Source organism: Thermoflexibacter ruber, from assembly GCF_900113045.1.
Lineage (GTDB): Bacteria > Bacteroidota > Bacteroidia > Cytophagales > Thermoflexibacteraceae > Thermoflexibacter > Thermoflexibacter ruber.
Map to the genome: position 1 here is coordinate 115,411 of NZ_FONY01000005.1, position 19,703 is coordinate 135,113.

The 19,703-nt window shown below is 37.8% G+C and carries 19 protein-coding genes; 11 read left to right on the forward strand and 8 right to left on the reverse strand.

Annotated features, from left to right (window positions below; genetic code table 11):
• Positions 1-8 precede the first annotated feature (8 nt).
• The gene (locus BM141_RS04160; RefSeq protein WP_091540528.1) at positions 9-743 is read left to right on the forward strand and encodes a class I SAM-dependent methyltransferase; all 735 of its coding nucleotides are present in this window, start codon (positions 9-11) and stop codon (positions 741-743) included.
• 76 nt (positions 744-819) lie between these two features.
• Complete coding sequence (locus BM141_RS04165) at positions 820-3,021, forward strand: tetratricopeptide repeat protein (RefSeq protein ID WP_091540531.1); 2,202 nt, start codon at positions 820-822, stop codon at positions 3,019-3,021.
• A gap of 6 nt (positions 3,022-3,027) precedes the next feature.
• On the opposite strand, the gene BM141_RS04170 is transcribed toward BM141_RS04165, so the two are convergent.
• The 4 genes from BM141_RS04170 to gcvT all read right to left on the reverse strand — a co-directional run bounded on the left by BM141_RS04170 (position 3,028) and on the right by gcvT (position 6,362).
• Positions 3,028-3,738 (reverse strand): SDR family NAD(P)-dependent oxidoreductase, encoded by a 711-nt coding sequence (locus BM141_RS04170; RefSeq protein ID WP_091540762.1) that lies wholly within the window; start codon positions 3,736-3,738, stop codon positions 3,028-3,030.
• Positions 3,739-3,833: 95 nt separating this feature from the next.
• Positions 3,834-4,382 carry a dTDP-4-dehydrorhamnose 3,5-epimerase gene (gene rfbC / locus BM141_RS04175; RefSeq protein WP_091540534.1) on the reverse strand — a complete coding sequence of 183 codons (549 nt, stop codon included), beginning with the start codon at positions 4,380-4,382 and terminating at the stop codon, positions 3,834-3,836.
• 22 nt (positions 4,383-4,404) lie between these two features.
• A complete protein-coding gene (gene rfbA / locus BM141_RS04180; protein ID WP_091540537.1) occupies positions 4,405-5,265 on the reverse strand; it encodes a glucose-1-phosphate thymidylyltransferase RfbA in 861 nt (286 codons plus the stop codon).
• 5 nt (positions 5,266-5,270) lie between these two features.
• Entirely contained in the window at positions 5,271-6,362 is a 1,092-nt protein-coding gene (gene gcvT / locus BM141_RS04185) for a glycine cleavage system aminomethyltransferase GcvT (protein ID WP_177217256.1), read from the reverse strand.
• A gap of 144 nt (positions 6,363-6,506) precedes the next feature.
• Here gcvT and BM141_RS04190 point away from each other — a divergent pair, with 144 nt between their 5' ends.
• A complete protein-coding gene (locus BM141_RS04190) occupies positions 6,507-7,028 on the forward strand; it encodes a hypothetical protein (protein ID WP_091540541.1) in 522 nt (173 codons plus the stop codon).
• 5 nt (positions 7,029-7,033) lie between these two features.
• Entirely contained in the window at positions 7,034-7,324 is a 291-nt protein-coding gene (locus BM141_RS04195) for a hypothetical protein (RefSeq protein WP_091540544.1), read from the forward strand.
• A gap of 18 nt (positions 7,325-7,342) precedes the next feature.
• Here BM141_RS04195 and BM141_RS04200 read toward each other — a convergent pair whose 3' ends face one another.
• Positions 7,343-8,134: an alpha/beta fold hydrolase gene (locus tag BM141_RS04200; protein ID WP_091540547.1), complete on the reverse strand. Its 792-nt coding sequence runs from the start codon at positions 8,132-8,134 to the stop codon at positions 7,343-7,345.
• A 113-nt stretch (positions 8,135-8,247) separates the two neighbouring features.
• Here BM141_RS04200 and BM141_RS04205 point away from each other — a divergent pair, with 113 nt between their 5' ends.
• The 6 genes from BM141_RS04205 (at position 8,248) to BM141_RS04230 (ending at position 15,164) form a co-directional block, all read left to right on the forward strand.
• On the forward strand, positions 8,248-9,237 hold the full coding sequence (locus BM141_RS04205) for an aspartate-semialdehyde dehydrogenase (RefSeq protein ID WP_091540550.1): 990 nt from the start codon (positions 8,248-8,250) through the stop codon (positions 9,235-9,237).
• Between the two features lie 440 nt (positions 9,238-9,677).
• Entirely contained in the window at positions 9,678-11,069 is a 1,392-nt protein-coding gene (locus BM141_RS04210) for a PAS domain-containing protein (protein ID WP_091540553.1), read from the forward strand.
• Positions 11,070-11,260: 191 nt separating this feature from the next.
• Positions 11,261-12,817 (forward strand): replicative DNA helicase, encoded by a 1,557-nt coding sequence (gene dnaB / locus BM141_RS04215; protein WP_091540557.1) that lies wholly within the window; start codon positions 11,261-11,263, stop codon positions 12,815-12,817.
• A 66-nt stretch (positions 12,818-12,883) separates the two neighbouring features.
• Positions 12,884-13,255 (forward strand): CoA-binding protein, encoded by a 372-nt coding sequence (locus tag BM141_RS04220; RefSeq protein WP_091540560.1) that lies wholly within the window; start codon positions 12,884-12,886, stop codon positions 13,253-13,255.
• A gap of 144 nt (positions 13,256-13,399) precedes the next feature.
• Positions 13,400-13,981: a hypothetical protein gene (locus BM141_RS04225; RefSeq protein WP_091540563.1), complete on the forward strand. Its 582-nt coding sequence runs from the start codon at positions 13,400-13,402 to the stop codon at positions 13,979-13,981.
• 19 nt (positions 13,982-14,000) lie between these two features.
• Positions 14,001-15,164, forward strand: coding sequence for a serine hydrolase domain-containing protein (locus BM141_RS04230; RefSeq protein ID WP_091540567.1), 1,164 nt, complete (start codon positions 14,001-14,003; stop codon positions 15,162-15,164).
• On the opposite strand, the gene BM141_RS04235 is transcribed toward BM141_RS04230, so the two are convergent.
• From BM141_RS04235 to BM141_RS04245, 3 genes are all read right to left on the reverse strand, one after another.
• A complete protein-coding gene (locus BM141_RS04235; RefSeq protein WP_177217257.1) occupies positions 15,154-16,146 on the reverse strand; it encodes a LytR/AlgR family response regulator transcription factor in 993 nt (330 codons plus the stop codon). The two genes, BM141_RS04230 and BM141_RS04235, sit on opposite strands and share 11 nt — an antisense overlap.
• A 70-nt stretch (positions 16,147-16,216) precedes the next feature.
• On the reverse strand, positions 16,217-17,791 hold the full coding sequence (locus BM141_RS04240) for an NAD(P)/FAD-dependent oxidoreductase (protein ID WP_091540573.1): 1,575 nt from the start codon (positions 17,789-17,791) through the stop codon (positions 16,217-16,219).
• Positions 17,792-17,823: 32 nt separating this feature from the next.
• Positions 17,824-18,162: a hypothetical protein gene (locus tag BM141_RS04245; RefSeq protein ID WP_091540577.1), complete on the reverse strand. Its 339-nt coding sequence runs from the start codon at positions 18,160-18,162 to the stop codon at positions 17,824-17,826.
• 171 nt (positions 18,163-18,333) lie between these two features.
• Between BM141_RS04245 and BM141_RS04250 the strand changes: the two genes are divergently transcribed.
• Positions 18,334-19,638: a cryptochrome/photolyase family protein gene (locus BM141_RS04250; protein ID WP_091540580.1), complete on the forward strand. Its 1,305-nt coding sequence runs from the start codon at positions 18,334-18,336 to the stop codon at positions 19,636-19,638.
• Positions 19,639-19,703 lie beyond the last annotated feature (65 nt).

Consider the following 19,703-nt stretch of genomic DNA (forward strand, 5'->3'; position numbering starts at 1 on the left):
CAAGTTAGATGAAAGACCTTTTTTCCAGAAACGCTAAGCAGTATGCTCAATTTCGCCCTACTTATCCGGAGGAACTCTACAGTTTTATCTTCCAATACGTTGGGAATAAACAAAATGCGTGGGATGTAGGAACGGGAAATGGGCAAGTCGCACAGGCATTGGCAAGTTTTTTTGAGCAAGTATATGCCACTGACATCAGCCAAAAACAGTTAGACGAAGCTGTACGATTGCCTAATATCCAATATCTTTGCTGTAATGAGTATAAAACTCCTTTTGCTAAGCATACTTTTGACCTCATCACCGTAGGGCAAGCGATTCATTGGTTCAATTTTGATTTATTTTACAAAGAAATACAGCGAGTTGCAAAAAAAGGTGCAATTATTGCTGTATGGGGTTACAACTTACTTCAGATTTCCCCCCAAATAGACCAACTCATACGAGAGTTTTACAAAGAAAAAGTAGGTAGTTTTTGGGACTTAGAACGCAAGTATGTAGAAGAAGCCTATCAAACTATCCCTTTTCCCTTTCAAACTATTGCAAACCCTGATTTTCAAATGGAATTTTTTTGGGACTTAGCTATGTTAGAAGGGTATCTAAATACTTGGTCAAGTGTAGGAAAATTTATAAAAACCAATGGCTATAATCCTATCAATGAGTTGATAGTTTCTTTAAGTCCTTTTTGGAAAGAAAATGAGCAAAAGAAAATAATTTTTCCTATTTTTGTGAAGTTAGGTATTATTTGAAAACATTTCAAAAATTTTCCCCCTTTGGCAATCATACACTAATTTTTAAAAATTGCCGTTTTTATAAAAGGCATTTATGAAGTTGTTTTTAATGAAGAAAATACTTTCTTTCTTCTTGATTTTTATTTGTTTGGCATCTTTTGCCCAAGAAAGGCAAAAAGAGGATAGTTTGTTTCATTTATTGAACCAAGCACAAGCTGATAACGCCAAAACCGATGTGCTTATTAAATTGGCTTCTTTTTACTATGAATTAGAACAACCTCAAAAAGTCATAGATTACGCCCAACAAGCCTACGCATTGGCAGAAAAAAATAGCGACCAAAAAAGCATGGCAGAAGCACTTAGCCGCCAGTCCTCAGCCTATTTCTTGTACGGTGATGAAATAAAAAACTTAGAATATGCCTCAAAAGCATTGCTACTGTATGAGAAACTCAAAGATAAAAAAAATATTGCCTATCACTTGGGTTATGTAGGCTATGCACATCGCAAATTGGGCAACTATGTATCTGCTTTGGATTATTCCCTGAGATGCTTACATGCTTTTGAGGAACTTAACGATGAGGTGGGTGTTGCCAAAGTAACAAGTTCTATTGGCATGATTTACTTTGAGCAAGGAAATTTTGAGCAGGCTTATCATTTCAAAATCAAGTCCTTAGAATTTTTTGAAAAACTGAAAAACAAAGATGGGCAAACAGAAAATCTCAAAGATTTAGGTAATATCTTTACCGCAGTAGGCGAATACGAGCAGGCAATGAACTACCTAAGTAGGGCAATGAAACTGGCAGAGGAGCAGGACAACAAGCGAGAGTATGCCATGTGTCTGAGCGACATAGGCAGAGTATATGCCAAGCAAGCCATGTTTAGCGAAGCACTTAATTTTTATAATAGGGCATTAGAAACATTCAAACTTATTGATAATAAAGGAGATAATATTGCTACCTTGTGTAACATTGGGGAGGTGTACAACGAGCAGACCGAATACTTAAAAGCACTCTCTTACTATCAGCAAGCAGTACAGCAAGCAGAAGCCTACAAACGCCTTCCTGATTTGAAAAATGCGTACCAAGGTTTGGCAAATACCTATGCTAAATTGCAAAATTTTGAGCAAGCCTTTGAGTATCAGCAGAAATTTATGACTTTGAAAGATTCTATTTTTAACCAAGAAAGTCATTATAAGATGATTAGTTTGCAAAATGCTTCGGAAAATGAAAAAAGAGAAGCCGTAATGCAAATGCAGTTTGCTAAGGAACGTCAAAATCGTTTTGTACTGGTTGGCTTACTTTCTATTTTAGTTCTAATGTCTATTTTTGCCATTATTTTTTACTACAACAACTTTAAAAACAAGGAAATCAACATCGTATTACAAAAACAAAATCAAGAAATTGTAAAGCAAAAAGAGGAAATCGAGGAGCAGTCTAATGAACTCAAAAATGCTAATGAAAAGATTTTGGAAAAAAATGTTATCATAGAGAAGAAAAATGAAGACATCACGGCAAGTATTAATTATGCCAAACGTATCCAAATGTCTATGCTTCCCTCTACTGAAATGATAGCGGCCGCTTTGCCTGAGAGTTTCGTATTTTTCAGACCAAGAGAAATTATTAGTGGAGATTTTTATTGGTTTGCAGAGGTGGAGGAAACGAATGCAAACAAAATTGTACTGGTGGCGGCAGATTGCACAGGGCATGGCGTACCTGGGGCTTTGATGAGTATGTTGGGCGATTCCTTGCTCAATCAGATAGTTTTTGATAAAGAAATCTACTCACCTGACATAATTCTGGCTGAGTTGCACAAAGGCATACAAAAAGTGCTGCACCAGGGAGCAACGGAAAACAAAGACGGTATGGACGTTTCTATTTGTACCATTGACTTGAAAAACAGAATTTTAGAGTTTGCGGGTGCAAGCAATCCTTTGGTATATATTCAGCCTGACATAGCAGATATTCCTCAACTACACTACATCAAAGGCGACCGTATGCACATAGGCGGAAGGATAAAGGGGAACAGGAATTTTCAATTCAATAAACACAGTGTCAAAATAGACAAACCAACTACTTTTTACATCTTTACTGATGGCTATCAAGACCAGTTTGGGCAAGAAGAAGGAAGCAATAAGCCTCGAAAATTCCTACCCAAACATTTTAGGGATTTGCTATTTTGTATTCATCACTTAGAGATGAACCAACAGAAAGAAATTCTCGAACTTACCTTTCAAGACTGGAAAGGGAAAAAGCACCGACAAACCGATGATGTCTTGGTGATTGGAGTGCGAGTATAATCTTGTTTACAAAGGTTTCAAACTTCCCATGCCTCCGTCTATCCCAATTATCTGACCTGTAATCCAACTTGCTTCACTCGACAGTAAAAAAGCTGCCAAACTCGCCATGTCTTGTGGCGAACCTACTCGGCTAATGGGGTGTCTTTTGGCAGAAGCCTCTCTTTTTTCTGGCGAAGATAGTAAGTTTTTTGCCAAAGGTGTGTCCGTAAGCGAAGGCGCAATCACATTCACACGTATTTTATTCACCGCAAACTCAGCCGCTAAGGATTTTGCCAAGCCTTCTACTGCTCCTTTGGCAGAGGCTACGCTTGCATGAAAGCCCATGCCTACTGCTACCGCTACCGTGCTAAAAAGCACGATACTGGAGGTTTCTGATTTTTTTAAAGCATTGAGGGTATTTTGTATTACCTTCACTGCACCAAGCAAATTGAGTTGAAAATCTTTGAGGAAATCGTCTTGGCTAAGACGAGAAAAGGGTTTGAGATTTATGCTCCCTACACAGTACACCAAGCCGTCTAACTGTGTAATATTGGCTAATTCGCTTCCTGAATCGCTTAGTGCATCAAAACTAATGTGTTGGACATCAAGCCCTTGTGGAGAAGTACGAGAAGCAGAAATTACCTTCGCACCTTGCTTTATTAACGTTTGGGCAAGTTCATAACCTATACCTGAACTCGCCCCTACAATCAAAATACTCTTATCCTGAAGATTTAACATGAACTTATGAAGAATGATATTTCCAGAATAACAGCAGTGAAGGGAAAAAGTTATAAAAATCAACCATTGTGTATATTTCAAAGGATATTTTTGCCTCATACCTTACGACAAAACTCCCTAAAAGTAGGCAATTTTCTATCTCTTTCTGAAACAATGAGGAGTTTTTCCTCTACCTGCCAATCAATAGCCAACTCTGTATCATTGTATATGATTCCGCCTTCATATTGAGGGGCATAGAAATTATCACACTTGTAAAAAAATTCTGCTGTATCCGAAGTAACTACAAAACCATGTGCAAAACCACGCGGAATAAAAAGTTGTTTTTTATTGTTAGCAGATAGCAAAATACTAAATGATTTGCCAAAAGTAGGCGAGTCAGGTCGCACATCTACCACTACATCAAGTACTTCACCGCTCAATACTCTAACCAATTTGGCTTGGGCATATTCCCCAAACTGCAGATGTAAACCCCGCAATACGCCAAAAGAGGACAAAGATTGATTGTCCTGCACGAAGTTGATAGAAATACCCGTTTCTTTTTCAAAGACTTGCTGGTTAAAACTTTCATAAAAGTAGCCTCTGGCATCGCTAAAAACCTTAGGCTCAATTATCCAAAGACCCTCAAACTCGGTAGGTATAAACATAAATCTAATTGGTTGATAAGGCTTATTTTAATAGTTCCATCAAATACCTTCCATAGCCACTTTTGAGCAGGGGCTGGGCTATTTTTTCTAACTGCTCGGCAGTGATAAATTTCATCTTATAGGCAACTTCCTCTATGCAGCCAACTTTTAGCCCCTGTCTTTCCTCTATCACTTGCACAAACTGCCCAGCTTGCATCAGCGATGTAAAAGTACCCGTGTCTAACCATGCTGTGCCTCTATTGAGGATTTTTACTTTGAGTTTGCCATTCTTTAAGTATGTTTGGTTCACATCGGTAATTTCATACTCGCCTCTGGCAGAGGGCTTAATAGATGCTGCAATACTAATTACTTCGTTATCATAAAAATATAGACCAGGTACAGCATAGTTGGATTTAGGATTCTTGGGTTTTTCTTCTATCGAGATAGCATTCATCTGCTTGTCAAATTCTACTACGCCATACCTTTCGGGATCTGCTACATGGTAAGCAAAAACAATTCCCCCGTCGGGACTATTGCAGGATTGGAGGAGAGTACTTAGTCCCGCTCCGTAGAAAATATTATCTCCTAAAATAAGAGCAACTTTCTCATTTCCAACAAATCGTTTTCCTATGACAAAAGCCTGAGCCAAGCCGTTGGGCTGAGGTTGTTCCGCATAAGAAAATTGGCAGCCAATCTGTGAGCCATCGCCTAATAACCGCTTGAAATAAGGCAAGTCTATGGGGGTAGAAATAATAAGAATTTCCTGAATCCCAGCCAACATCAGAGCAGAAAGGGGGTAGTAAATCATAGGCTTGTCGTAAACAGGCAAAAGTTGCTTGCTTACTGCCATAGTGATAGGATAAAGTCTTGTCCCTGAGCCTCCTGCAAGAATAATTCCTTTCATTTGCGTTATTTTTTTAGAAAAGGTAATTTGACTACTTGTGCTTTGATATTTTTTTGACGAATAGCAATATAAATTTCTGTTCCTACTTCACTGTAAGGTACTTGTACATAGCCCATGCCAATTCCTTTGTTCAAAGAAGGAGATTGTGAGCCAGAAGTTACCGTGCCGATAGTTTCTCCCTCAGCATTTTTAATTTCGTAATGACTTCTTGGGATACCTCCTTTTTCTATCATTTCAAAACCCACTAATTTTCTACTGACTCCTGTTTCTTTTTGCTTTTTTAAGGCTTCCGAATTTATGAAGTTTTTAGTGAACTTAGTAACCCAACCCAAACCTGCTTCCAAAGGAGAAGTAGTATCATCAATGTCATTCCCATACAGGCAATAGCCCATTTCCAAGCGCAAAGTATCTCTTGCCCCTAAGCCAACAGGTTTGATGCCAAACTCCTCGCCTGCTTCAAAAATGGCTTTCCATACTTTCTCAGCATCAGGATTAGCCACATAAACCTCAAAACCTCCCGCTCCTGTATAGCCTGTAGCAGAGATAATTATATTTTCTACACCCGCCAAATTACCTATTTTAAAAGTGTAGTATTCCATAGATGCCAAATCTAAATCGGTGAGTTTTTGTAAGGTAGGCAACGCCTTGGGTCCTTGGACAGCAAATAGGCTTGTTTGGTCAGAAACATTGCTCATTTTGACACTTTCTGTATTGAATTTACTAATCCAATTCCAATCTTTCTCGATATTAGAAGCATTTACCACCAAATAATATGTATGGGCGTTCATGCGATATACCAATAAATCATCAACTATTCCCCCCTGCTCGTTGGGTAGGCAGGAATATTGCACTTTTCCGTCATACAGTTTAGAAGCATCGTTGGAAGTAACTCGCTGGATAAGGTCTAAGGCTTTTTCCCCTTCAATGACAAACTCGCCCATGTGGGACACGTCAAATACGCCTACTGCATTTCTTACGGTTAGGTGCTCCTCTATGTCAGAAGTATAGCGCAAGGGCATATTAAAACCTGCGAAAGGAGTCATCTTTGCTCCTAATTTTTCGTGTAAGTCGTTCAGTGCAACTTTTTTCAATTCCATGAGTATTGGTTGTTAAGGTTTGATTGCTTGCAAAGGTAAATAAACATTTGAAAAAATAATAAGAAGTGAACGGAAGGGAAGAGAGAAATTAATGCTTTTGTTTATCTTTGTTAAAAATAAAAATCTTAATCTACTTATTAGCGCGTGATAGAATTATTTAACAGAGTAGCAAAAAAATTAGAAGAACAACAAATTTCTTACATGCTTTCAGGAAGTTTAGCAATGAGTTATTATACCACCTCACGAATGACACGAGATATTGATATAGTCATTCACTTACAAGAGGCTGATATAGAAAAATTTATTGCTATTTTTGAGAATTTTTACCTTCATAAACCTACCATTATAGAAGAAGTAGAGCGGCAAGGAATGTTTAATGTAATAGATAACATTTCTGGTTTTAAGATAGATTTTATTTTGATGAAAGATACAGAATATAGCAAATTGGCAATGAGTAGAAGGCAAAGTTTTGATGATATAGACGGACAAGTTTGGGTAATAGCGATTGAAGATCTCATTATTGCAAAACTACGATGGATACAAACTTTATTTAGCGAAAGGCAAGCCAGAGATATTGAAAGTTTGTTGCAAAACCCTACTATTGACCATAATTACCTTCGATATTGGATTAAAAACTTGAATTTAAATACATTCCAACTTCTGTAAAATTTATGTCCCAATTTGTACACGACACACCAAAGCATATCTTGCAAAAACAGTTTGAAATCATCTATGCCAAACCTGTGCAAGAGCGCGCAAGAATGGGTTTTGAGATGCTAAGTCTATTTAAGAAATTAGTAGAGAATAGAATCAGACGTACTTGTCCATACCTTTCCCCCATAGAATTTAAACTTAAAGTTTTTGAGGAAATGTACAAGGAAGATTTTTCTGAGGAACAGATGCAAAATATCTTACAAAGCATGAAAGAGTTTGAGCAAAATAAATGCGCTACCTCTTTATAAAATCATTTTTAGGATACTTTACAAGCTACTTAAAAACTCCTCTATTGCTTTATTTACTTGTGTAGGTTCTTCTACGCAAGAGGAATGTCCTGCATTTTTAATAATCACTAATTTTGAATTTTTTATCTGGTGATGAATCCTTTGTGATTTTTCTGGAACGGTAGCTATATCCTCATCACCTACTACAATCAAAGTAGGCAAATTAATAGCAGCAATTTCATCAAAAACGCCTTGTCTATCTATGACGCCTTGTACCGCCCTTGTAATCGTCTTAGCATTAGCCTCTAAGTAGCTTTTCCACTCATTACGAAGGTCTGCCCTTTGGGGGTCTTCCATAAAAGTTTTTCCAAACATGATAGGCATGACTTTTTTACTTACTGATTTTACACCAAAGAGTTTCACCATAAAGTTCAGCAGATTGTATTTGGACTTATTGGGTTCAGTATCCGCAGAGGTTTCTAAAAGCATCAGACTTTTGAGTAATTCAGGGCGGCGAGCTGCTATTCTCATTCCTACGAACCCCCCCATAGAAAGCCCTAAAAAATGACAAGGAGCGAGATTGAGTTTTTCTATAAGTGCCACAGCATCTTGGTAAACTGTATCCATGTCGTACCCTGAGGCAGGGACTTCGCTTTGCCCTTGACCGCGATGGTCATAGGTAACACAAGTATAGCGGTCTTGAAAATATTTGACTTGTTCTCTAAACATTTTTCCGCTCCATAACAACCCATGTGAGAAAACTATGGTTTCTTTTCCATTTCCATTGATTTCGTAGTGTAAGTTTACACCGTTTACGTTGATAGTTGGCATAGGTAAATTGAGTTTGGTTTTGACAAATTTTTATAAACATTTGCTACTGCGATTTAAAAATAAAAATTTTGCACTAAATTGCACCCTCAATTTTAAAATTTATAATTTGTACGATGAGAATTGCAGTAGTAGGTGCCACAGGATTAGTAGGTGGCGAAATTTTGAAAGTGCTAAAAGAACGCAAATTCCCTGTTACAGAGTTGATTCCTGTTGCCTCTGAAAAATCAGTAGGCTCGCAGGTTGAGTTTGACGGCAAGCACTACACCGTTACAAGCATGGACGAGGCAATAGCACTCAAGCCTCAAATTGCTATTTTCTCAGCAGGTGGCGGTACTTCTCTCCAACACGCCCCTCGCTTTGCAGAAGTGGGAACAACCGTTATAGACAACTCCTCAGCGTGGAGAATGCACCCTGACAAAAAGTTGGTTGTCCCAGAAATCAATGCCCATACACTCACCAAGGAAGACAAAATCATTGCCAACCCTAACTGCTCAACTATACAAATGGTAGTGGTTTTGAACCCTTTACATAAAAAATACAAAATAAAACGCGTGGTAGTTTCTACTTACCAATCCGTAACAGGTACAGGAAAAAAAGCCGTCGACCAACTCATGGACGAGAGAGCAGGCATAGAAGGAGCGAAAGCCTATCCTCACAAAATAGACCTTAACGTACTTCCCCACATAGACGTTTTTTTAGAAAATGGCTATACCAAAGAAGAAATGAAAATGGTTAATGAAACCAAAAAAATCATGGGTGATGACAGCATCAAAGTTACCTCAACCACGGTAAGAATCCCTGTCATGGGTGGACACTCCGAGTCTGTAAACATAGAGTTTGAGCAAGATTTTGACTTAGCTGAAGTAAGAAATATTGTAGCTCATACAGAAGGCGTAATTCTCCAAGATGACCCACAAAACAACATTTATCCTATGCCCATGAATGCTCACGGCAGAGATGAGGTTTTTGTAGGGCGTATTCGCAGAGATGAATCCCAAGCTAACTCCCTCAATTTGTGGATAGTAGCAGATAACCTTCGCAAAGGAGCAGCGACCAATGCGGTGCAGATAGCAGAGTATTTGGTAAAAAACAAATTGGTTTAAGTTTATCATTGATGCTCTCTAAACAAACAAAAGCAGAGCTGGCTTTAAATACAGCTCTGCTTAAAGTATCAAGTAGAAAATATAAAAAAATGCAGATTTTTGGGCATTTATTCCCTGCATTCTGACGTAATATTTCAACGATATTTTAACTTAACCATGCGTTTATTTTCTTTCATTTGGCTAAATTACTGTATCTAATTATTTTATCTCTGCAAGAGAGAACTTTTGCATACACTTCTCCGTTACAAATTCATGTATTGCATCTTAGCCTTTCTATCTTGAAAATCTATTTTCCTACAAAATCTTAATTAATCTATTGAGATTAAACATTACTTGAAACACCTATCTACTGAAGCGAATTACCATCTACATCCAGAAACTTGTTTTACTAAACTTACGAAATTTCAACTATTTTTTTATCTTATCAATCGGTAACTTTTATGGATGTAAACCTGTTGGATTGTGATACTGTGGCTGGCATCGAGCATCACCTCTACCAGCATTTTGCTAATTCCTCTCACTATTTCTTGGTAAAAAGAGATTTAGTAGGTTGCTATACTTACATAAACCCCTCTTACAAGAAAAAGTTTGATTTCTTGGGCATAGACCTTTTAGGGCAAACGCCTCATTTGACGATGTACAGCAGGATTGACCTTGAAAAACTCAACCATGCCTTGAGTAAAGTGATTACGCATCACGAGGAAACCAGCACAGTACAATTACGAGAAAAAGCACCTAATGGAGAGTTTTGGTGGGCAAAATGGGACTTTTCTGCTATCAAAGATGAGTTTGGGAATGTAGTCGAAATCTTGTGTGTTGGTTATGATAACACGGCAAATTATGTTCACGAACTCAAATATTTTGAATATGCTCAAAAGATCAATTCTATTTTGAATAGTATCACTGATGGTTTCTGCGTAGTTAATCATGCTTGGACTATTACCAGAGTCAATAAAGTATTTGAGCAAACCGTAGGTTTAACATCTCCAGAATTGATAGGGAAAAACCTATGGGCTTTATTCCCTGATACAGAAGGTTATCACTTCCCCAAGGCATACAAAAAAGCCATGTATGAAAAAGAAACGGTCAGATTTGAGGAGTTTTTTGCTGGGAAATGTTTTTTTACTACTGTTTATCCTTCTCCTGAAGGCATCACTGTTTTTTTCCAAGACATTACAGAAGAAAAAGAACAAGAAAAAATACTTAAACAGCAAGCAATCAAGTTGAAGGCTATTTCAAACGGTACGGCAGATGTATATATGCTTTTGGACAGGAATTGCCGCTTAGTAGGATTTAACCAAGTAGCTCAAAAAGAGTTTTTTGATTTTTATAATGTAGAAATAAAAGAGGGAATGGATTTTACTCAATATTTGATAAAAGGCACCGAGGAGGGTTTCCAGAAAAACTTTACCAAAGCACTCTCAGGAGAAAAAATAAATAAAGAGTTGCTTATTCCTTACCCTGATGGTACCAAAAAATGGAAACAGTTTAGGTATTTTCCTGTATATGATGAAAGAGGCGAAATTACAGGCGTAAGTTTTAATGTTATCGATATTGATACCATCAAAAAACAGCAAGAACTTCTAAAAAAGAGAAATTATATTTTAGAAGAAATTGCTTATATCCAATCTCATGAGCTGCGCCGTCCTGTGGCTAATATTCTTGGAATTATCAACATTGTCAATAATTCCCAAGACCCGTGTACCGAAGACATGAAACTATACCTAAGCCATTTACAAAAAGCGGCAGAGGACTTAGACCAAATCATTCATCACATCGTCAATATGACTTACTACGACTTTGTGAGCGATAAAGAAGTAGAAAGCCATTAATGTATTTTTTAATGTATTGATTCACAAATAGTAAGGAGAATTTTTTACAAAATAAATTTTTCTCCTTACTATTATTTTTACTATGGTGTAAATTTTGCATAACTTTACCACCCACTATTTTGATTCTTGGGGCGGCAGTAGCTAAAATTACTTCATATTTTTAAATCTAAAGACTTCGTTATAAAGTAGTTATGGATAATCAGAATACTACAAGAAAAACCAAACGCAAGGCAAATACTGAAAACTTGGAAAGTTTGGGAGGGAAGCTACCTCCTCAAGCCATAGAACTTGAGGAGGCTGTGTTAGGTGCATTGATGTTAGAAAAAAATGCTTTGAACGAAGTCATTGACTTGCTCGCTCCTGAGATTTTTTACAAAGAAGCCCATAAAAGTATTTATGAGGCTATCCGTCAATTGTTTGAGAAATCTGAACCTATAGACATTAGGACAGTGGTGCATCAATTGCGTAAAATTGGCGAATTAGAGTTAGCAGGGGGGGCGGGCTATGTGGCGAGCCTTACGCGCAATGTGGCTTCTGCGGCTAATATTGTCTATCATACGCGTATCCTCATAGAGCAAGCCATCAAGCGAGAACTCATTAGGCTCTCTGGCGAAATACTCAGAGATGCCTACGAAAGTGCTACTGATGCTTTTAACCTCTTAGACCAAATGGAGCAGGCTCTTTTTAAAATTTCTGAATCGACTACTCGCAAGAATTATACAGATATTCGCTCTGCTATGCAAATGGCTATCAGGGAGTTGGAAGCTAAAAAAGAACACAAAGACGGATTGACAGGCGTACCTACAGGATTCTCTGCTCTGGACAGAATTACATCTGGCTGGCAAAAGTCTGATTTGATAATTGTAGCTGCAAGACCCTCTATGGGAAAAACAGCGTTTAGCTTGAGCCTTTTGCGAAATGCGGCGGTGGATTTTGGCAGACCTGTGGCAATTTTTTCTTTAGAAATGTCGACTTTGCAGTTGGTAGATAGATTGATTTCGGCAGAGGCAGAAATAGAAAGTAGTAAACTTAAAACAGGTCGCTTGCAAGACTGGGAAATGGAGCAGTTGAACATGAAGCTAACAAAAATCCGAGATGCTAAAATTTTTATAGATGATACCCCAGCACTCTCAATTTTAGAGCTAAGAGCAAAAGCACGCCGCCTGAAAGCACAAAACCATATAGAACTTATCGTAATAGACTACTTGCAACTGATGACAGGAGATACTTCTAAGAACTCTGGGGGAAACAGAGAACAAGAAATTGCCTCTATTTCAAGGTCTTTGAAACAGTTGGCGAAAGAATTGGACGTGCCTATCATCGCTCTTTCTCAGCTAAGCCGCGCCGTAGAAACAAGAGGAGGCGATAAAAAGCCACAACTCTCGGATTTGAGAGAATCAGGAGCGATAGAGCAAGATGCAGACATGGTAATTTTCTTGTATCGACCTGAGTATTATGGTATTACCGAAGATGCAGAGGGCAGACCTACGCAAGGTATGGGGGAAATCATTATTTCTAAGCATCGTAACGGTTCACTTGGTAGCGTAAACCTTCGTTTTATTGGCAAATATACCAAATTCTTAGATGCGGAAATAGACATTTCAGGCAATGCAAACTATGAGTATGGGAACTTCTCGAATATAAGCGGAATCCCAAGTGAGTTTGATACGGGGAGCATGGTAACTTTCAGCAGTAAGATGAATACGGATAATGGCAAAAATTTCCCACCAGATGAAGTACCATTTTAAAATTTAGTATTGAACTTTGCGATAGAATCCTTAGTTCTTGCATAAAGCACTGTTTTTACTTTGAAAATGAATACTCTATCAAAAAAAACCCTTATCATAGGAGCATCGGAAAATCCTGAACGATATGCTAATATGGCGGCGCATCGTCTAATCGCCAAAGGACACCCAATTATAAACATAGGAAAAAAAACAGGTACAATAGCTGGTTTGCCTATTTATACAGAAAAAAAATATTTTTCGGATATTCATACAGTTACTTTATACATCAATCCTGCACATCAGCAGGAATGGTATGATTACATTCTCCAACTCAAGCCTAAACGCCTCATTTTCAATCCAGGTACAGAAAATCCAGAACTTGCCCAACTTGCTTCCCAGCAAGGCATAGAAGTAATGGAAGCTTGCACTTTGGTTTTGCTTTCTATAGATAGCTACTAATTTCCAACTGCAATTCAGTCCTACAAAGTTTGCACTTCACCCTCCAAGAGGTGCAGTTCGCCTTTTACACCCTCTTTTTTTGTATCTAACAGGGTTTTTCAAGCGTTTTTTGCTCTGTAATCAAATTAATTATACTCGAAACGTATGAAACATTTTTCTATTTTTTTGCTGATGCTTTTCTTTTTATTTGTAGGGAAAGCCCAGAGCCAAAGTCGATGGAGTGCCGATTTTGCGGTAGGTACTCATGGTGTAGGTACACCTTTTCATAATGCACCTTTGTCAAAGGGTGGAATGATGCTAACAGGTGAGTTACAAAGGAATATTGGCGGCTTAAAGAACAAAAGCTATTTTAAAGTTGGACTCAACCTCAGCTTTTATTCGCATAGGAAGCTGAAAAATACTGTGCTAATTATGCCCATGATTTCTTGTAGAATAGGCATAGGGAGCGTGTTTGTAGAACCAAGTTTAGCATTGGGCTATGCAGGCTCTATTTTACAAAAAGAAACCTTCGTTTCTGACGGCAGTGGTAACTATACCTCCTATAAAAACAAATGGTTATCAGGCTTCTCAGCCCAGCCTCGTTTGCGATTAGGCGCGCGCATCAATAGCACTTTTGATATTTATACCCAATACTCTTTACAAGTAGAGGGCTTGTATCACGCTATGCCTGTTATGCCTTGGCAAAGTTTGCAGATAGGCACTACTTACCGATTTCATTCATTTTAATTTTAAAACTTAAACCGACATGAAACTTATTAATTTAAAATTCAAAACTAATCTAATACTATTTTTAACTTTTATTTTTTCTGCATGTACTAAATTAGAACCTCCCTTTTCTCAGCAAGAAATACAGTGCAATGGATTAGATTTTTCTAATCACCCTAAAAATCAGATTTATTCACAACTGATTAAAGATGTGGCTATCAAGCAGAATATTCCGGGTATCAGTATGTTAGTAGAAAAAAATGGCTTGCTTTGGCAAGGAGCGTATGGCTATGCCCATTTGGAAAACAAAATAGCTATGACATCTTGTCATCAATTTAGAATAGCCAGTATTACGAAGACCTTTACAGCGGCAATGATTATGAAATATATAGAGCAGGGAAAGTTGCGACTGAATCAGACTATCAGAGAATTATTGCCTGAGTTAGCCAATAAAATCCAATATGCAGACCAAATGACTTTAACTAATTTGCTTAATCATACAAGCGGAATGTACAGTCTTGGGCTTGGTAATGCTAAACTAAGCCTTTGGATAGCCAATACTCCTGAAAAATTTGAAAAGTACAATCCATATTGGCAACTTGAAGAGTTCGTGTTCAGTTTTAAACCGTATTCTGAACCAAATAAAACTTGGATTTATAACAATGCTAACTACTTGTTATTGGGCTTGATTTTGGAAAAAACAGGAGGTAAAAGCTATGCCAGCCTACTTGACGAAATGATTTTGCGGCCTGCCCAAATGAATAATACGAGTGTTTTAGAGGCTTCCCCTAAACAAAAATTGGCGAGTGGATATTCTGATTATCTGAAAAATGGGCTACTTTTTAACTCTTTTCGCTATGACCAATACGCTTATGAAACGCCTTATGGAGGTATTATTTCCAATGCTGAAGACTTGCTAAGGTTTGGTAAATTCTTGTTTAAAAGCAATTTTTTAAGTGAGCAGACCCAAAGACAGATGTTAGAATGGGTAAAATTACCCTCATGTGATAATGGGAACTGTGAGTATGGCTTAGGCATAGAACTTTGGAAACTCTCCTCTGGCGAGGGTTACGGTCATGCAGGCGGTTTAGAAGGCTATAACTCCACTCTTTTATACATTCCGAGCCAAAATGCTTTCTTAGTTTTTCTGGCAAATAAGAGTGGAATTGCCAAAAACTTTTTTGACGAGTTCCTCAAAGATTAAGCCCTAACCATTGTCTAAATTCTTGGGCTTTAGTACGACTTACACCTGCTTCCTCTTCATAAGTAGGTGTAAGTTCTACATTTAATTTACCATAGTTTTCTGGTTTTATTTGTTTTACACTTTTTTTGCTAATAATTATTTGACGATTTAGCCTAAAAAAATCGGATTTAGGAAGAATGTCCTCTAACTTCTCTAAGGTAGCATCTATACCAAAATCTTTTCTTTCAAAAGTACGAATAAGTGTGAAGTCATTGATTTTGAAAACATAAGCTATTTCTTTCAAAGCAAGAGGTACAAGTGCATTGCCTTGCTGTACCAATAAATGCTGTTCTTGGGCAGAGGAGGGCGTATAGATTTCTACTTTTTCTGTATCTCTATTTAAAGGAAAACTTGTTTGCAATACTGTTAACTGTGCCTTTAGTGCTTCGTGGGCTATGTACAACCTCTGATAGTCATTACTTAGCTGATTCCTCTCATTAGATTGCTTATTTTCAATAACTTGTATATAATTTTGAAAATACAGAATAGCATAAATCAGTTGCATAACGCTAAAAAGTAACCAAACCAAAGGTACATCAGTATAAAAAACGGTTGTGAAATCAAAATTCTCAGGACGATATACAATATAAAAATTATACACAAACATAATAGCGATTTGTAGAGGGGTAATAATCCCAAAACTCGTAAGCCATTGAAAAACAAGACGTTTTACTAAATCTCTTTCCCAAGGGTAATATTTGTCAGCATAACGGATTACTTGCTTAGCTATTTCCCAAAAGATAAGAGTACTAATTATGCAAGTAAGCATGTCTATATAGTATTGCACCGTTTGAATTAAATACAGAAAAGTAGCTCTTTCTCCAATATGGCGATAAAAAAATGAAAAGACAAGCATGCCTATAATTTTGATTTTTGTATCCCTGTAAGCCATAGTGATTTTCTTAGATGAAGTTTTGTAGGTATTTTTTATCAAGGTAAACATGATTATTTTACCTTTATTCAGAAATTTAGACAAAGCTAAAAAATTAATTTGACAACAAATATCTTTTGACTTACTTCTTTGCATACTGTTTCACCAGCATTTCTGCACACCTTTCTCCGTCCATAGCAGCAGAAGCAATACCCCCTGCAAAGCCTGCTCCCTCACCACAGGGAAAAAAACGCTTGATTTGCAAGTGTTCATAAGTAATTTTATCTCTCGGGATACGCACAGGGGAGGAGGTACGGCTTTCTACTCCTACGACGACTGCCTCATTGGTGAGGTAGCCTTTCATTTTTTTGCCAAAATCTTGGAAGCCTTTGCGAAGCCTTTGAGCAATTTGGGGAGGTAGCACCTCGTCTATCAGGACAGAAGTAAGTCCTGGCTGATAAGAGGTTTCTGGCAAGGAAAGAGAAACTTTTCGGTTTACAAAATCTACCATGCGTTGGGCAGGGGCTTTTTGAGTATTCCCTGCGATGATACAGGCTTTTTGCTCTATACTTTTTTGAAATTCCATGCCCGCTAATACCCCAAATTTTGTATAATCCTTCCAATCGCTCTCGTCCACAGCCACCACAATACCTGAATTAGCAAACTTAGAGTTACGGCGCGAAGGGGACATACCATTCACTACTACTTCTCCCTGAGCCGTTGCTGAGGGAACGATAAATCCACCAGGACACATACAAAAGGAAAAAACACCTTTTTCTATACCTTTGTAGTCTATTTGGCTCACCAAACTGTACGAAGAGGCAGGCAAGTAGTCCCCACGATTATCGCAATGGTATTGTATTCTGTCTATGATTTGTTGAGGGTGTTCTATGCGTACTCCAATAGCAAAAGGCTTTGCTTCTGTGTAAATTTCTTTTTGTTGGAGGAGTTCAAAAATATCTCGTGCGGAGTGTCCTGTGGCTAAAATTACCCCAATACCTTCCAAATTTACCCCATTTTGCAATCTTACTCCCTGCATTTCTCCATTTTTTACGATGAAATCCACCACCTTAGAGTTAAAATGGATTTCGCCTCCTGCTTCTATGATACTTTGGCGAATTGCAGTAACAATGTTAGGAAGTTTATTTGTCCCGATGTGTGGGTGAGCATCTACTAAAATTTCTTCTGAAGCCCCGTGTACCACAAAAATTTCTAAAATTCGTTGAAAATCCCCGCGTTTGGTGGAGCGAGTATAAAGTTTGCCGTCGGAATAAGTACCAGCTCCCCCCTCGCCAAAGCAATAATTAGACTCTGGATTAACAATGTGTTCCTTATTGATGGCTGCTAAGTCCCTGCGTCTTGTTCTTACATCGCTCCCTCGTTCTACGACTATGGGTTTTATCCCCAATTCTACTAATCGCAAAGCAGCAAACATTCCTGCGGGTCCCGCCCCTACGATGATGACCTGCTCCGCCTTGCTCACCTCAGGATAATTTTTCTGGTAAGAAATACGCTGGGAGGGAGGCTCATCTATGAAAATTTCAGCATTTACGTTCACCTTGACTTGCTTGGAGCGCGCATCTATAGACCTTCGCAGTTGGCGAATATACAGATTATCAACCTCTTGTAACTGTTGACTCTGTTTGATGTATGCCTCAAACCTTTCTTTTTCAAAAGCTATTTCAGGGGGAAGTACCAAAGAAAGTTGTTTTCTCATGAATGAACCTTAGATAAAAAAATATCAATGATTTAGATTTTTCCCCCCTTTTGCAGACCAGCCACAATGGTTTCTACAAAAGAAGTGGCAATACTTTTCCCTACTGAGCCTAACATGCCCATATTTACTTTGGAAGTAATCTGTTGCATCAGTTCATTTCCTATCTTATTGGCTTCATTAGTCTCTATGCCTTGCTTAGGGTCATTGAGCATAGCTTGATATTGCTTTGGCATAGTCGTACTCAATAGGTTGGCTATTTGGTTGATTACGGTCATAAATAATTGCTTTTCTTGATTTTCGCCTAAAAGCGGCAAATCTACTTTTGAATTGATTTTATCAGCAATTTGATTGATTTGAGTTGGTGATAACATATTGGTTTTAATTTATTTAGTGAATAATGTTTCATTGAATTTTAACAAAGTTACTAAATTTCAGAAATACTTGCATAAAAAAATCAAATCATAATAGGATTTAATTTCTTGGGCAGGTGCATAAACAATCATAAGACAAATCGGTTTTCTGTTAAAACATTTAAAAAATACATGGAAAAAATCGCTATTTTTTGGTATCGCAGAGATTTGAGGCTACACGACAACGCAGGGCTTTATCATGCACTCAAAGGGGATTTGCCTGTGCTTCCTTTGTTTATTTTTGATAAAAATATCTTAGACGCATTAGAAGATAAGCAAGACCGCCGAGTTACCTTTATCTATCAGCAAATTCGAAGATTATCTGAGGAACTTAAAAATTTAGGCAGTAGCATTTTAGTCCAATATGGCAAGCCAGAAGAAGTTTGGGCAAAGATTTTACAGCAATATGAGGTCAAGGCAGTTTATACCAACCACGACTACGAGCCTTATGCCAAAGAACGCGATGCAAAAGTAAGTCATTTATTATCAAAGAATAACATACCCTTTTACACCTTCAAAGACCAAACTATTTTTGAAAAGGACGAGATACTCAAAGACGATAGAAAGCCTTATACAGTTTTTACACCTTACAGCAGGAAATGGAAAAAACAACTCAACGACTTTTTTTTGAAATCTTATCCCAATGAAAAATATTTTTATCGCTTTTTGAAAATCTCTCCTTTGCCTTTGATTCACTTGCAAGAAATGGGTTTCGTAGAGGCAGATTACCACTTCCCATCTTCGGCAATAAGCCAAGAATTGTTAGTTAGATACGGAGAAAGTCGCGAATTTCCCGCTATCCAAGGTACTTCTCGCATCAGTGTTCACCTGCGTTTTGGGACGGTAAGTATCAGAGAATTAGCAAGAAAAGGCTTGGCTTATAGTGAAAAATGGCTAAACGAGCTGATATGGAGAGATTTTTACATGATGATTCTTTGGCATTTCCCACACTCGGCGAAAAGTGCGTTTAATCCTGCCTACAACCATATTGAGTGGATAAACAACGAAAAAGACTTTGAGGCTTGGTGTAAAGGGGAAACAGGTTATCCTATAGTAGATGCAGGAATGAGAGAACTCAACGAAACAGGCTTTATGCACAATCGCGTTCGTATGATTACTGCCTGTTTTCTGACTAAGCATTTACTTATAGACTGGCGCTGGGGGGAAGCCTACTTTGCCAAGAAACTCATAGATTTTGAACTTTCTTCTAACAATGGAGGGTGGCAGTGGGCATCGGGAAGTGGCTGCGATGCGGCTCCCTACTTCCGCATTTTTAACCCTACTTTGCAAGCACAAAAATTTGATAAAGATTTTCAATACATTAGGAAGTGGGTGCCAGAGTTCAGCCAACTTAGCTATCCTAAACCCATCATAAACCACGAATTTGCCAGAGATAGAGCCTTAGAAGTATATAAAAAAGGTTTAGGGCGAGCCTAAAAAAATCCAAATATTTCTGCTTCAAAAGGAGAATTAGAAAATAAATTTTATTTTTGTTTAAGATT